Annotated in this window: 11 protein-coding genes and 2 tRNA genes; 10 read left to right on the forward strand and 3 right to left on the reverse strand. The window is 70.7% G+C overall.

From position 1 onward, the window contains the following. Positions 1–163 precede the first annotated feature (163 nt). Positions 164–616 carry an HD domain-containing protein gene (locus CRV15_RS19495; RefSeq protein ID WP_029182921.1) on the forward strand — a complete coding sequence of 151 codons (453 nt, stop codon included), beginning with the start codon at positions 164–166 and terminating at the stop codon, positions 614–616. Here CRV15_RS19495 and CRV15_RS19500 read toward each other — a convergent pair. Further along, on the reverse strand, positions 613–1,791 hold the full coding sequence (locus CRV15_RS19500) for an acyltransferase family protein (protein WP_009996212.1): 1,179 nt from the start codon (positions 1,789–1,791) through the stop codon (positions 613–615). The genes CRV15_RS19495 and CRV15_RS19500 overlap by 4 nt on opposite strands. Positions 1,792–2,286: 495 nt before the next feature. Between CRV15_RS19500 and CRV15_RS19505 the strand changes: the two genes are divergently transcribed. Next, the gene (locus tag CRV15_RS19505; protein ID WP_003957588.1) at positions 2,287–2,481 is read left to right on the forward strand and encodes a hypothetical protein; all 195 of its coding nucleotides are present in this window, start codon (positions 2,287–2,289) and stop codon (positions 2,479–2,481) included. An 86-nt stretch (positions 2,482–2,567) separates the two neighbouring features. On the opposite strand, the gene CRV15_RS19510 is transcribed toward CRV15_RS19505, so the two are convergent. Next, a tRNA-Gly gene (locus CRV15_RS19510) sits at positions 2,568–2,641 on the reverse strand. 214 nt (positions 2,642–2,855) lie between these two features. On the opposite strand from CRV15_RS19510, the gene CRV15_RS19515 reads away from it, so the two are divergent. The 5 genes from CRV15_RS19515 (at position 2,856) to clpX (ending at position 7,705) form a co-directional block, all read left to right on the forward strand. Further along, a tRNA-Pro gene (locus CRV15_RS19515) sits at positions 2,856–2,932 on the forward strand. 208 nt (positions 2,933–3,140) lie between these two features. Next, positions 3,141–4,541, forward strand: coding sequence for a trigger factor (gene tig, locus CRV15_RS19520; protein WP_003957586.1), 1,401 nt, complete (start codon positions 3,141–3,143; stop codon positions 4,539–4,541). Between the two features lie 377 nt (positions 4,542–4,918). Then, positions 4,919–5,521 (forward strand): ATP-dependent Clp protease proteolytic subunit, encoded by a 603-nt coding sequence (locus CRV15_RS19525; protein WP_003960463.1) that lies wholly within the window; start codon positions 4,919–4,921, stop codon positions 5,519–5,521. A gap of 95 nt (positions 5,522–5,616) precedes the next feature. After that, entirely contained in the window at positions 5,617–6,276 is a 660-nt protein-coding gene (locus CRV15_RS19530; protein WP_003957584.1) for an ATP-dependent Clp protease proteolytic subunit, read from the forward strand. A gap of 145 nt (positions 6,277–6,421) precedes the next feature. Beyond that, positions 6,422–7,705 (forward strand): ATP-dependent Clp protease ATP-binding subunit ClpX, encoded by a 1,284-nt coding sequence (gene clpX, locus CRV15_RS19535; protein WP_003957582.1) that lies wholly within the window; start codon positions 6,422–6,424, stop codon positions 7,703–7,705. A gap of 125 nt (positions 7,706–7,830) precedes the next feature. Here the strand turns inward: clpX and CRV15_RS19540 are convergent, their stop codons facing one another. After that, a complete protein-coding gene (locus CRV15_RS19540; protein ID WP_009996209.1) occupies positions 7,831–8,952 on the reverse strand; it encodes a chromosomal replication initiator protein DnaA in 1,122 nt (373 codons plus the stop codon). A gap of 136 nt (positions 8,953–9,088) precedes the next feature. Between CRV15_RS19540 and CRV15_RS19545 the strand changes: the two genes are divergently transcribed. From CRV15_RS19545 to folC, 3 genes are all read left to right on the forward strand, one after another. Beyond that, positions 9,089–11,710: a valine--tRNA ligase gene (locus CRV15_RS19545; RefSeq protein ID WP_003957580.1), complete on the forward strand. Its 2,622-nt coding sequence runs from the start codon at positions 9,089–9,091 to the stop codon at positions 11,708–11,710. A gap of 127 nt (positions 11,711–11,837) precedes the next feature. Beyond that, positions 11,838–13,055: a sensor histidine kinase gene (locus CRV15_RS19550; RefSeq protein ID WP_009996206.1), complete on the forward strand. Its 1,218-nt coding sequence runs from the start codon at positions 11,838–11,840 to the stop codon at positions 13,053–13,055. Between the two features lie 243 nt (positions 13,056–13,298). Next, entirely contained in the window at positions 13,299–14,816 is a 1,518-nt protein-coding gene (gene folC / locus CRV15_RS19555; protein ID WP_003960458.1) for a bifunctional tetrahydrofolate synthase/dihydrofolate synthase, read from the forward strand. The last annotated feature ends 3 nt before the right edge of the window (positions 14,817–14,819 follow it).

Below are 14,819 nucleotides of genomic sequence, written 5' to 3' on the forward strand. Positions count from 1 at the left end.
GGTGGGCGTCGCGCCCGTCCTGGTGCTGGCCGCGGGCGGCAGGACCCGGGTCGGCGGACGGCGCGGACACCCCCGGGAGAGCGGGCTCGGGGTGGTCGCCGACCGTCCCCGGGGCGACGGCCGCACCGGGCGGACCGGCGGATTCGGATCTACCGTCGGGGATATGCGGCAGACGTGGAGTCTGGCGGAGGTCGAGGCCATCGCCCTGCGGGCGCACTCCGGCCGGCTCGACAAGGCGGGACGGCCCTACACCCGGCACATAGCCGAGGTGGCCGAAGGGGTCAGGGCCCGGGGCGGCAGTGCCGAGCAGATCGCCGCGGGCTGGCTGCACGACACCGTCGAGGACCACCGGCTCTCCCTGGAGTGGCTGCGGGAGGTACGGCTGCCGCAGTCCGTGAAGGACATGGTCCTCGCCCTCACCCGGGGTGAGGACGAGGACCTGGAGTCCTACACGCGGCGCATCCTGGAGACCCCCGGGGCACGGCTCGTGAAGGAGGCCGACCTCGCGAGCAACAGCGCCCCGGACCGGCTCGCCCTGCTGGACGAGGTGACCCGGGCCCGGCTCACCGCGAAGTACGCGAGGACCCGGGAACTGCTGAAGCTCGACACTCCCTAGAACCCGTACCCGGTGCGGGGCCGGTCCCCCGCACCGGGGACCGGCCCCAGCTCGGCGGCGTCCCGGCGGAAGGCCCAGCGCAGCTCGGGCCCGGTCGCCCAGCGCAGCGCCCGCCGCACCGGCGGGGTGCACATCAGCGTCACCCCGGCGGCGGCCAGCAGACTCACGAGCACCAGGCCGACGGGCTCGCCGAGCTGCGGCAGGGCCTCGAAGAGCCCGCCGTACTCCGCGGCCTTCAGCGGCAGCCCGTGCAGCAGATAGCCGCAGACCGTCCCGGCCCCGAGGGCCGTCAGCCAGGTCCGCCGCCGCGGCACCCAGGCCAGGAACCCGGCCGTCAGCAGCGTCCCCAGAACGAACAGGACGAGGGTCGCGACCACCCCGCCCCACCAGGGCGCCCCCGCCTCCTGGGCGCTGGACGAGCGGTAGATCCAGTCGAGCCGCACCCGGGGCGCCACCCAGTAGGCGAGGCCCAGGGCCGCCGCGAACAGCGGCAGCGCCAGTATCCGTGTCTCCCGGCGGCGCACGAGCTGGAAGTGCTCGGGCCGCAGCACCAGCCCGAGCACGAAGAACGGGAGGAACTGGAGCACCCGCTGAAGGTTCAGATCGGCGCCGATCCCGGGGGTGACCGAGGCCAGCGCGGCGACGGCGAGGGCGGCCGCCAGCGGACGGCGGAGCTGCCGCAGCAGCGGGGTCAGCAGCCGCCAGATGAAGAGCGCCGCCAGGAACCAGGTCAGATAGAAGGGGTCCAGCAGGGAGATCGGCTGCTCGGGGGTGTCGTCCGCCCAGCGGCGGAGGAGGGAGTAGACGGTCTCGAAGACCACATAGGGCAGGGCCACCGTGGTCAGCAGCCGCCGCAGTTGGCGCGGGTCGCCGGTCCAACTCCGGGAGAAATAGCCCGAGACAAGGATGAACGCGGGCATGTGGAAGGTGTAGACGAGGAGGTAGAGCGCCCGGGTGGCGCGGCTGCCCTCCATCACCGGCTCCCAGGCGTGGGCGACCGCCACCAGCACGATCGCCAGGTATTTCGCGTTGTCGAAGAAGGGGTCGCGGCCCGTCCGCGGGGTGGCGGACGGCTGCGCCGGGGGTGGTTGCCCCGGGGACGGGGGAGGGCTGACGGCGGGCTCCCGGGCCTTCGGTCCCGGTGCCCTGCGATATCCGAGCGGAGCGTGGAACATTCGAGGCACCCTAGCCGCGTCCAGGGAATGCGTAAACGCGCCGAAGGGAATGTGCGGGCCCGCTGCCGGTGAATTCACAGGACAAGGCTCAGCCATACCGAACTGTCCGCTATGCTCCTATTAATCCATCTTAAATTGGGCATATTGATTGAGATATTCACCCTGGGTCATCGACCCTGCCGCCGTGTTTGAATTTCTCGTGACCGTGGTGTGGTGACCCGGAAACTTTTTCCGCGTATTCCGTCGCTGTATTTCCCCGCGCCGGTCCCCGGGCCGGTCCGCGGGCCGGCCCCCAGCCCGGTCCGCGGGACGGTCCCCGGGGTGGCGGCGCGGTGGACGGGTGGCGGCGGACGCCATCCGGATGGCGTGATTCCGCCTGTGACGGATCGTCCGACGGGGAATGAGCGGCCCCGGTTGGTGGCACGATTGCTGCGAGGCGGGGTGTGCGCGGCAGGGGTCCCGGCCGGTGGAGACCGAGCGAGAGTGTGATCAGTCGTGGCCATTTCACTGTCAGTCGTGGTGCTGTTGGGCATCATCCTCGTGATCATGATCCGCTCGGGGCAGATCAAGGGCGGTACGTCGATCGTCCCGATACTGTTCGGTTTCTTCCTGGCCTCGTCCGGCCTGGCCCCGCCCATCGAGCGCACGCTCAACTCGATAGCGCAGGCGATCAACGACATCAGCTTCTGAGGCTTCCGAGGCTTCTGGGACTTCTCAGGCCGAAGAAAAAGACCGTGGGCCCGATCGGGGATACCGATCGGGCCCACGGCCACACATGGAGCGGGCGACGGGAATCGAACCCGCGTAGCTAGTTTGGAAGACTAGGGCTCTACCATTGAGCTACGCCCGCACGGTTCGTACACGCGGACCCTGGGGCGACGGCCCTCACGACCGCGGTACGAGGAGCATCGTAGCGGGTCGCGGGCGGCGGTCGCACACCCCCTTCGCACGCCGGCACCCGCCGCGCGCCCCGCGGTGGGCGGGGCTCGGGCGGTCCACCGCCGTACGCCCGGAAATCCGGCCGCCGGGACCGCGCCGAGCATGTACCCTACGTCTCGCACCGACGGGGTGTGGCGCAGCTTGGTAGCGCGTCCGCTTTGGGAGCGGAAGGTCGTCGGTTCGAATCCGGCCACCCCGACCAGCACCTCTGACGCCCCCGCCGAAGATCGCGTTGTGGGGCTCCTTCCGCATGCGGCTACTATGCAAACTACGTGCCCGCGTGTGTTCGGCGATGCGTCCGACCGAGTGAGACGACCACGACGACGTCCGGGCACGCTCGGCCGTTGTGCCGCCGTCTCTGCGGCGACCCGCGGCAGAACCCAGGAATCAGCCATCAAGGAGACCGAACCGTGAAGAGCGCCGTGGAGACCCTGAACCCGACCCGGGTTCGGCTCACTGTCGAGGTGCCCTTCGAGGAGCTCAAGGACAGCCTCGACGCGGCGTACAAGAAGATCAACCAGCAGGTCACGGTCAAGGGCTTCCGTAAGGGCAAGATCCCGGCCCGGGTCATCGACCAGCGGTTCGGCCGCGGTGCGGTGCTGGAGGAGGCCGTCAACGACGCCCTTCCCAAGCTCTACACCGAGGCGGTCAACGAGGCTGAGATCAGCCCGCTGGGCCAGCCGGAGGTCGACATCACCGAGCTGAAGGACGGCGAGACGCTGAACTTCACCGCCGAGGTCGACATCCGCCCGACGATCGAGATCCCGGACTACTCCGGCATCGAGATCACCGTCGACGCCATCGAGGTCACCGACGAGGACGTCGAGAAGGCCGTCGAGGAGCTGCGCGGGCGCTTCGCGTCCACCACCCCGGTCGAGCGCGCCGCCGGTGACGGTGACGTGATCACCGTGGACCTGGAGGCCAAGGTCGACGGCGAGGTGCTGCAGGACGGCGTCGCCGAGGGCGTCAGCTACACCATCGGCTCCGGTGAGCTGCTGGACGGCATCGACGAGGCCGTGAAGGGCCTGGAGGCCGGTGGCGAGGCCACCTTCACCTCCCAGCTCAAGGGCGGCTCCGCCGCCGGCAAGGACGCCGAGGTCACCGTGAAGGTCACCGCGGTCGCCCAGCGTGAGCTTCCCGAGCTGGACGACGACTTCGCGCAGCTCGCGAGCGAGTTCGACACGCTGGAGGAGCTGAAGGCGGACAGCCGCAAGCGCCTCACCACCATGAAGCAGTACGACCAGGCCACCCAGGCGCAGGAGCGGGTGCTGGAGGAGCTGCTGAAGCTGGTCGAGATCCCGATGCCCGAGAAGCTGCTCGAGGACGAGGTCAACACCCGCAAGCACAACCTGGAGCACCACCAGCTCGGCCAGATGGGCCTCGACCTGGCGAAGTACCTGGAGATCCAGGGCAAGAGCCAGGAGGAGTTCGACACCGAGACCCAGGAAGCCGCGGTCAAGGGCATCAAGACCCAGTTCATCCTGGACGAGCTGGTCTCCAAGGAGCAGCTCAACGTCAACCAGGAGGAGCTGACGGAGCACCTGATGCGCCGTGCCGCCTCCTCCGGCATGAGCCCCGACCAGTTCGCCAAGGCGGTCGTCGAGGGCAACCAGGTCCAGGTCCTCGTGGGCGAGGTCGCCCGCGGCAAGGCGCTGGCCCTGGTCGTCGAGTCCGCCAAGGTGGTCGACACCAACGGTGAGACCGTCGACATGTCGGACGACGAGGACGAGACGGTCGAGGCCGCCGCCGAGACGGTCGAGTCCGTGGTCGACGGCGACGAGGCCAAGGGCGAGGAGAAGCCGGGGGCCTGAGCCGCCGGACCGGCCGGGGCCCGTTCGCCCCGGCCGTTCTCCCACCCGCGCAGCCGTGCGCACAGGGCCCGGACGCCACTCGCGTCCGGGCCCTGTCCCGTCCCCGGGGGCGCGCCCCCGGGCCCTCCCCGACCGCGCCGCGGCCCGCCGCGATCCCGTCGGACACCCCGCTCAACCCTCCCGTGCGCACCTTGCGCTCCGAGCGAACAGTTCGGGAACCGGGATGGCGTTGTCCGACCTGCGCGTTAGGGTCCATGGATACGAGGGCGGGGGAGTACCCGGCCCCAGCCCCGGGGAGCAGACAGCCCCGGCGACACAGACGCTGACGACGGCAGGCAGGCCGTCAGAGACGAGCAGGTGGATACGTGACGAATCCGATGCCTTACCTCGCCGGAGAGCCGTCCCTCGGTGGCCTCGGTGACCAGGTCTACAGCCGGCTGCTCGGCGAGCGCATCATCTTCCTCGGCCAGCAGGTCGACGACGACATCGCCAACAAGATCACCGCGCAGATGCTGCTTCTCGCCGCCGACCCCGAGAAGGACATCTTCCTGTACATCAACAGCCCCGGCGGCTCGGTGACGGCGGGCATGGCGGTCTACGACACCATGCAGTACATCCCGAACGACGTGGTGACGATCGGTATGGGCATGGCGGCCTCGATGGGCCAGTTCCTGCTCACGGGCGGCACCCCCGGCAAGCGCTTCGCGCTGCCCCACACCGACATCCTGATGCACCAGGGCTCGGCCGGACTCGGCGGCACCGCCTCCGACATCAAGATCCAGGCCGAGTATCTGCTCCGTACCAAGCAGCGCATGGCGGAGATCACCGCCCGGCACTCCGGCCAGACCGTGGAGGCGATCATCCGCGACGGTGACCGCGACCGCTGGTTCACCGCCGAGGAGGCCCGTGAGTACGGCCTGATCGACGAGATCATCACGGCTGCTTCGGGCGTTCCGGGCGGCGGCGGCACCGGAGCCTGACCCGGCTGCCCGGCCCCAGACCTCCAGCCATCCAGTTCCGCGGGAAGCCCGCTGAAGCTCCCCGCGGAACACCGAAGGGACGAGAGAACACCACCATGAGCAACTTTTCCGCGAGCGGTCTCTACACCGGCCCGCAGCCGGACAGCCGCTATGTCGTCCCGCGCTTCGTCGAGCGCACCTCGCAGGGCGTGCGCGAGTACGACCCGTACGCGAAGCTCTTCGAAGAGCGCGTGATCTTCCTCGGCGTGCAGATCGACGACGCCTCCGCCAACGACGTCATGGCGCAGCTCCTCTGCCTGGAGTCGATGGACCCCGACCGGGACATCTCGATCTACATCAACAGCCCGGGCGGCTCGTTCACCGCGCTGACGGCCATCTACGACACGATGCAGTTCGTCAAGCCCGACATCCAGACGGTCTGCATGGGCCAGGCGGCCTCCGCCGCCGCGATCCTGCTCGCCGCCGGTACGCCGGGCAAGCGGATGGCCCTGCCGCACGCGCGGGTCCTGATCCACCAGCCCTCCTCGCAGACCGGCCGGGAGCAGCTCTCGGACCTGGAGATCGCGGCCAAGGAGATCCTGCGGATGCGGGTGCAGCTGGAGGAGATGCTGGCCAAGCACTCCACCACGCCGATCGAGAAGGTCCGCGACGACATCGAGCGCGACAAGATCCTCACCGCTGAGGACGCGCTGGCGTACGGTCTCATCGACCAGATCGTCTCCACCCGCAAGAGCACGGCCGCGGCGGCTGCCTGACCGGCGCGCAGCCCTTGGCGCGGATCACGACCTTGTGAACCGCGCCAAGGGGGGCCCGAACACGGGCCCCGGCAAGGTACCGTCGGATATGAGGCACCAGGAGTCGGCTGCACCAAGCCGCTCCCAGGCGAAGGGGAAGCACCTCGTGGCACGCATCGGTGATGGCGGCGACCTGCTCAAGTGCTCGTTCTGCGGAAAGAGCCAGAAGCAGGTGAAGAAGCTCATCGCAGGCCCCGGTGTGTACATCTGCGACGAGTGCATCGACCTCTGCAACGAGATCATCGAGGAGGAGTTGGCGGAGTCCTCCGAGGTGCGCTGGGAGGAACTGCCCAAGCCCCGTGAGATCTACGAGTTCCTCGAAGGCTATGTGGTCGGGCAGGAGCCCGCGAAGAAAGCTCTCTCCGTCGCGGTGTACAACCACTACAAGCGGGTCCAGGCGGGGGAGACCGGCGGCGCGCAGGGCCGTGAGGACGCCATCGAGCTGGCGAAGTCCAACATCCTGCTGCTGGGCCCCACCGGCTCCGGCAAGACCCTGCTGGCGCAGACCCTCGCCCGGATGCTCAACGTCCCGTTCGCCATCGCCGACGCGACCGCGCTCACCGAGGCGGGCTATGTCGGCGAGGATGTCGAGAACATCCTGCTGAAGCTGATTCAGGCGGCCGACTACGACGTCAAGAAGGCCGAGACCGGGATCATCTACATCGACGAGATCGACAAGGTCGCCCGCAAGAGCGAGAACCCGTCGATCACCCGTGATGTCTCCGGCGAGGGTGTGCAGCAGGCGCTGCTGAAGATCCTGGAGGGCACCACCGCCTCGGTGCCGCCGCAGGGCGGACGGAAACACCCGCACCAGGAGTTCATCCAGATCGACACGACCAACGTCCTGTTCATCGTGGGCGGCGCGTTCGCGGGTCTGGAGAAGATCATCGAGTCCCGGGCGGGGGCCAAGGGCATCGGCTTCGGCGCCACGATCCGCTCCAAGCGGGAGATCGAGGCCAGCGACCAGTTCCAGGAGGTCATGCCGGAGGACCTGGTGAAGTTCGGGATGATCCCCGAGTTCATCGGGCGGCTGCCCGTCATCACCTCCGTGCACAACCTGGACCGCGAGGCACTGCTGAAGATCCTTGTGGAGCCGCGCAACGCGCTGGTGAAGCAGTACCAGCGGCTCTTCGAACTCGACGGTGTGGAGCTGGACTTCGACCGCCCCGCCCTGGAGGCCATCGCCGACCAGGCGATCCTGCGCGGCACGGGCGCCCGCGGACTGCGCGCCATCATGGAGGAGGTCCTCCAGTCGGTGATGTACGAGGTGCCCTCCCGCAAGGACGTGGCCCGGGTCGTCATCACAGCGGACGTGGTGCGCAACAACGTCAATCCGACGCTGGTGCCGAGGATCGTCAAGAACGACGGACGGCACGAGAAGTCGGCCTGAGCCGCGACGGATCACGGAAGGGGCGCCCCCGCTCGGGGGCGCCCCTTCTCCGTTGTGCCGGTCGTCCCGGCCGTCCCGTACCGGCCACCGCGTCCGTCCCCACGGGACGGGCGCGGTGGCCGTGGTCAGACCTTGGTCCGGCCCGTGGCGTGCAGCTTGGCGGCCAGGGCGGCGAGCGACTCCTCGGTGAACTCGCCCTGACCGCCCATCATGGTGGCCAGATCGAGGGCGATCACCGTGGCGACGGTGCTGTGGTCGGCCCAGGCACAGATCGGGACCTCCCAGTTCTTCGACAGGGAGGCGTTGGCCCCGCCCGGGGTGAAGATGGCCTTCTGACACTTCATCACGGCGCCGTCGAGCCCCGCGGGGGAGACGGACTTCGCCGTGCCCGTCAGCTTGACCTTGGTGCCCCCCGTCTCGGCCACGTCGTTCTCGGCGAGGGCGAAGTGCCGGTCGATGGTCCGCTCGGGGTCGTCGATCTCGCCCCAGACACCGTTCACCACCAGTATGCGCTGCTTCAGCGGCTCGGCCGGGGAGCCCGCCTGGTACTCGGCCTGGACCTCCTGGGGGTTCCTGATGCCGATCTTCCTGGCCTCCTCGCGGTCCGCGTCGCCCATCCGCTTGTCGTCGCGCAGCTCCTTGCGCTCGAACTCCGCCACCGTCGCGGGCGGGGTCAGCCTGTACCCCTTGGTGGCGGACGAGACCGCGCTGCCGCCGTCGCCGCCGTTCAGCACCAGATAGGCACCGGCGGCCACCACCGCGAGGGCGACCACGGCCGCGCCGACGATCGCCAGGGTCTTCTTCCGGTTGCCGCCGCCCGACGGCGGGTACGGCACCTCGCCGGGGTACTGCGGCGTCGAGTACACCCCGGGCTGCCCCGGCGGCGGACCCCAGCCGCCCGGCTGCTGCGGCTGGGCGTACGGGTTCGGCTGCGGCTGCCCCGGCTCCTGGGCGTACGGGTTCGGCCCCGGTTGCTGGGCGTAGGGGTTGGGCCCGGCGCCCGGCTGGGGCGGCACGCCCGGAGGGGACTGGACCCCGGCGCCCTGCGGATACCCGTGGCCGGGCATCTGCTGCGGATAGCCGTAGCCCGGCTCCGGCTGCTGCGGGGAGTGGCCGTAACCGGGCTGGGGGGAGTGGCCGTATCCCTGCTGGGGGGTCTGAGGCGGCAGGCCATAGGGCCCCGGCCCGCCGTACGGGCCGGGCTGCTGGTGCGCTCCGCCGTAAGGGCCCGCCTCGTTATGGCTCATTTCTGGGTTCCCCTCCAGATCTTTATCTTGTTCGAACATCCTGACCCAGGGCGGGGCCCGTCGAAGCGGTGGGGGTCACACCGTTACGGAACTTTCCTGTTTCAGTACGGCGCCGTGACACCTCTAAAATGTGCGCGTGACCGAGAAAACTCAGCAGACGCCAGCCAGCAACCCCGAACTGCCGACCCAGTACGCGCCGGCCGAGGTAGAGGGGAAGCTGTACGAGCGCTGGGTGGAGCGCGGTTACTTCACGGCGGACGCCACGAGCGAGAAGCCGCCGTACACCATCGTCATCCCGCCGCCGAATGTCACCGGCGCCCTCCACCTGGGACACGCCTTCCAGGTCACCCTGATGGACGCCCTCACCCGGCGGAAGCGGATGCAGGGCTTCGAGACCCTGTGGCTCCCCGGAATGGACCACGCGGGCATCGCCACCCAGAACAAGGTCGAGCAGCAGCTCGCCGAGGAGGGCAAGTCCCGCCACGACCTGGGCCGGGACGCCTTCACGGAGCGGGTGTGGCAGTGGAAGGACGAGTACGGCGGCCGGATTCTCGGTCAGCTCCGCCGCCTCGGCGCCGGGCTCGACTGGAGCCGTGAGCGCTTCACGATGGACGAGGGCCTGTCCCGGGCCGTCCAGACCATCTTCAAGAACCTCTACGACGACGAGCTGATCTACCGCGCCGAGCGCATCATCAACTGGTGCCCGCGCTGTCTCACCGCGATCTCCGACATCGAGGTCGAGTACCAGGACGACAACGGCGAGCTGGTCTCGCTGAAGTACGGCGAGGGCGACGAGACCGTCGTCGTCGCCACCACCCGGGTGGAGACGATGCTCGGCGACACCGCCGTCGCCGTCCACCCGGAGGACCCCCGCTACGCCCATCTGATCGGCAAGCGGATCAAGCTCCCGCTGACCGCCCGGACCATCCCGGTCGTCGCGGACGCCCATGTCGACCCCGAGTTCGGCACCGGCGCCGTCAAGGTGACCCCGGCGCACGACCCGAACGACTTCGCCATCGGGCAGCGGCACGAGCTGGAATCCCTCACGATCATGGACGAGCGCGGGGTGATCACCGTCCCCGGCCCGTTCCAGGGTCTGGACCGCTTCGAGGCGCGCTCCGCGATCGTCGAGGCGCTGCGCGAGCAGGGCCGCGTCGTCGCCGAGAAGCGCCCCTACGTCCACTCCGTGGGCCACTGCTCCCGCTGCTTCACCACCATCGAGCCCCGGCTCTCGCTCCAGTGGTGGGTCAAGGTCGGCCCGCTGGCCCGGGCCGCGGGCGACGCCGTCCGGGACGGCAAGGTCGCCATCCACCCGGCCGAGCTGTCGAAGCGCTACTTCGACTGGGTCGACAACATGCACGACTGGTGCATCTCGCGCCAGCTCTGGTGGGGCCACCGCATCCCCGTCTGGTACGGGCCGAACGGCGAGGTCGTCTGCGTCGGCCCCGACGAGCAGCCGCCCACCGGCGAGGGCTGGACCCAGGACGAGGACGTCCTCGACACCTGGTTCTCCTCCGGCCTGTGGCCCTTCTCCACCCTCGGCTGGCCCGAGCAGACGCCGGACCTGGAGAAGTTCTACGCCACCGATGTCCTGCTCACCGGCCACGACATCATCTTCTTCTGGGTCGCCCGGATGATGATGTTCGGTCTGTACGCGATGGACGGCGAGCCGCCGTTCCACACCATCGCCCTGACCGGACTCGTCCGCGACGAGCACGGCAAGAAGATGTCCAAGTCCAACCCGAACTCGGTGGACCCGCTGGACTGGATGGACGCGTACGGCTCCGACGCCGTCCGCTTCACCCTCGCGCGCGGCGCCAACCCGGGCGCGGACGTCCCGATCGGCGAGGACTGGGTCCAGGCGTCCCGCAACTTCGCCAACAAGATCTGGAACGCCACCCGCTTCGCGCTGATGAACGGCGCGACCGTCGAGGGCGAGCTGCCGCCCGCCGAGAAGATGTCGGCGGCCGACCGCTGGATCCTGTCCCGGCTGAACCGGACCGTGGCCGAGGCCGACGCCTTCTACGACGACTACCAGTTCGCCAAGGTCTCCGACTCCCTCTACCACTTCGCCTGGGACGAGGTCTTCGACTGGTATGTCGAGCTGTCCAAGACGACGTACTTCGAGGGCGGCGAGCAGGCCCAGGTCTCCGCGCGGGTCCTCGGGGAGGTCCTGGATGTGACGCTGCGACTGCTGCACCCCGTGGTCCCGTTCGTCACCGAGACCCTGTGGACCACCCTCACCGGCAAGGAGACGCTGGTCACCGCCGAGTGGCCGGTGGACAGCGGCTTCCGCGACGAGGCCGCCGAGCGGGAGATCGAGCTGGTCCAGCGGGTCGTCACCGAGGTCCGCCGCTTCCGCAGCGACCAGGGGCTCCAGCCGGGCCAGAAGGTCCCGGCCCGCCTCGGCCTCGACGGCACCGGCCTGGCCCCGCACGAGGCGGCCATCCGCCAGCTCCTGCGGCTCCAGCCCGAGGGCGAGGGCTTCAGCGCCACGGCGACCCTGCCGGTGGCCGGGGCCACGGTGGCGCTGGACCTCTCCGGCACCATCGATGTCGCCGCCGAGCGCAAGCGGCTGGCGAAGGACCTGGCGGCGGCCGAGAAGGAGCGCCAGCAGGCCGAGGCCAAGCTGGGGAACGAAGCCTTCCTCGCCAAGGCGCCCGAGCCGGTCGTCGCGAAGATCCGCACCCGGCTGGAGCGGGCCCAGGAGGACATCGACCGGATCACCGCCCAGCTCTCCCGCCTCCCCGAGGCGTGAGAGGGAGCTGACCCTGTCCGAAGGCCCCGGCGCACCCGCCGGGGCCTTCGGCCGTTCCCGGCCGCTCCCGGGGACCGGCCCGCCACCCCCTGTGAGGGGCCGGGGACCGGCCCTGGATGATGGGGGCATGCAGCTCACGACCGCGTCGTACGGGCGGCGCCGCCTCGTCGCGGTGAGCCGCAGATACGCGCAGCGCTGGACCACGTCCCCGCGCGCGGTCGACGTGATCACGGCGATCGGCTGTCTCGCGCTGATGGTCCTCGACGTACCCGGCCTCGCCGACGGCGACAACCGTCTCACCAGCCTCACCGCCACCCTGGTGCTCACCGCCGGGGCCGCGTCCCTGCTGGTGCGGCGGCGGGCCCCCTGGCTGCCCTACGGGGTGGCCCTGCTGCTCCTGGCCTGGCTGCACGAACTGACCCTGGCGCAGTTCGCGCTCTACTCCCTGGGCCGGTTCCGGGGCCGCCGCGCGGGTGTGCTCTCGACCGCGGGCTATGTCCTCGTCGCCTTCGTCCTCTTCCATCTGCCGGGCTGGCCCGAGCACCACGCGGGCTCCCTCGGCGACTTCCTCAGCCTGATCGTCCCGGTCGGGGTGCTGGCCTCCGGCGTCGGCGTCGCCGCCTACCGGCACGACCTCGTCCGCGAACTGGAGGCCCGCCGGGCCGAGACCGCCGCCCTCCAGGCCGTGCGCGACGAACGGATATCGGTCGCGCGGGACGTCCACGACCTCGTCGGACGGGAGCTGACCGTCCTCGCGGTCCGGGCCGAGGTGCTCTCCGTACGGGCCCGGGGCACCCCGCAGGAGAAGAACTTCGAGGAGCTGGCGGACACCGCCCGGCGGGCCCACCTCATGCTCAACGACACGATCGTGCACCGCGCCGACGAGCGCACCGCCACCCCCGGCCTGGAGGGCCTGCCCGCGCTGGCCGAGGAGAGCGGCCGGCTGGGCAGCCCGGTGACCCTGCGGATCGGCGCGGACGCCAGCCGGCTCTCCCCGCTGCGCCAGACGGCCGTCTACCGCGTGGTCCAGGAGTGCCTGATCAACGCGGCCAAGCACGCCCCCGGGGAGCCGGTCACCGTCGCCATCGGACTGGAGGGCTCCCGGCTGCGGATCGTCGCCCGGAACGCGCTGCCGCAGTCCGCGCCGTCCACCGAACCCGTCTCCAGCGGCACCGGCACCTTCTCCATGCGGGAACGGGTGCGCTCGATGGGCGGCACCCTGACGGCGCGCGCCGACGCCGACTCGGGGAGCTACGAGGTGCTCGCCCTGCTGCCCGCGGGCTGGCTGCGCCCCGAACCCGGCCGCTGGTGGATGGGGGAGGGCTCGGCGGCCCGCACCCCCTGAGACGCCGGTACTGCCTGGGGTGCCCGTACCCCCCGACGTGCCGCACCCCCTGAGGTGCCGCGCCCCCCCGGGCTGCCCGTACCCCTGGGGCGCCCGACCCCCTGGGACACCCGCGCCCGCGGGCCGCGGAGCCCCCGCCGCCCGCCGCCCCCGGGGCGCCCCGCACCCCGGGGAAACCCCCCGCTCGCCCGGGAGGGTGAGCCCGAAGAGGCCGCGGAGTGCCCGGACCCTAGACTGGACCCCGTGAGTGAGCATCCCGCGGAGCCCGGCCCCTTCGACGAGTTCGACGAGTTCGACGAGATCGTGGCGGCCGAGACCGACCGTGACCCCGATCTGGCGGTGATCGAGGCCGGAAGCCGTACCCTGCGCGCCCGTACCGGGGCGCCCGGGGCGGACGCGGTCCCGTCCCGCCCCGCAGACCCCGAGGTGGACAAGGCGCTGCGCGCGGTCGAGGCCGACCTCGCGGGCCGCTGGGGCGAGACCAGGCTCGACCCCTCGCTGGCCCGGATCGAGGCCCTGATGGACGTCCTGGGCGAGCCCCAGCGCTCGTACCCGTCCATCCACATCACCGGCACCAACGGCAAGACGTCGACGGCCCGCATGGTCGAGGCCCTGCTCTCCGCGTTCGAGCTGCGCACCGGCCGCTACACCTCCCCGCACATCCACTCCGTCACCGAGCGGATCAGCCTGGACGGCGCGCCGATCGACGCCGAGCGGTTCATCGCCACCTACGCGGACATCAAGCCGTATGTCGAGATGGTGGACGCCGCGCAGGAGCACCGGCTGTCGTTCTTCGAGGTGCTGACCGGTATGGCGTACGCGGCGTTCGCGGACGCCCCGGTCGATGTCGCGGTCGTCGAGGTCGGCATGGGCGGCGCCTGGGACGCCACCAATGTCATCGACGCCTCCGTCGCGGTGGTCACGCCCATCTCGCTGGACCACACGGACCGGCTGGGCGCCACGCCCGCCGAGATCGCCTCCGAGAAGGCCGGGATCGTCAAGCAGGACGCGACGGTCATCCTGGCCCAGCAGCCGGTGGACGCGGCGCAGGTGCTGCTGAAGAAGGCCGTCGAGGTCGACGCCACCGTGGCCCGTGAGGGCATGGAGTTCGGCATCGTCTCGCGGGAGGTCGCGGTCGGCGGCCAGCTCCTGACCCTGCGCGGCCTCGGCGGCGAGTACGAGGGGATCTTCCTCCCGCTGTACGGGGCCCACCAGGCGCACAACGCGGTCGTGGCGCTCGCCGCGGTCGAGGCGTTCTTCGGCATCGGCGCCCAGCACGCCCGCACGCTGGACGTGGAGGTCGTCCGTACCGCGTTCGCGTCGGTCTCCTCCCCGGGCCGTCTGGAGGTGGTCCGCTGCAGCCCCACCGTGGTGCTGGACGCGGCCCACAACCCGGCGGGCGCCCGGGCCGCCGCCGAGGCGGTCACCGAGGCGTTCGACTTCTCCCGGCTGATCGGCGTCGTCGCCGCCAGCGGCGACAAGGATGTCCGGGGGCTGCTCGAAGCGTTCGAGCCGATCCTCGCGGAGATCGTCGTCACCCGGAACTCCAGCGAGCGCTCCCTGGACGTGGACGCGCTGGCGGCGCTGGCCGTGGAGGTCTTCGGCGAGGAGCGGGTGGTGGTCGAACCCCGGCTGGACGAGGCCCTGGAGGCGGCGGTCACGCTCGCCGAGGAGGAGGCCGAGTACGCGGGTGCCGGGGTGCTGGTGACCGGGTCGGTGATCACGGTCGGCGAGGCCCGGCTGCTGCTGGGGAAGGGCTGAGGA

This window comes from Streptomyces clavuligerus (genome assembly GCF_005519465.1).
Taxonomy (GTDB): domain Bacteria; phylum Actinomycetota; class Actinomycetes; order Streptomycetales; family Streptomycetaceae; genus Streptomyces; species Streptomyces clavuligerus.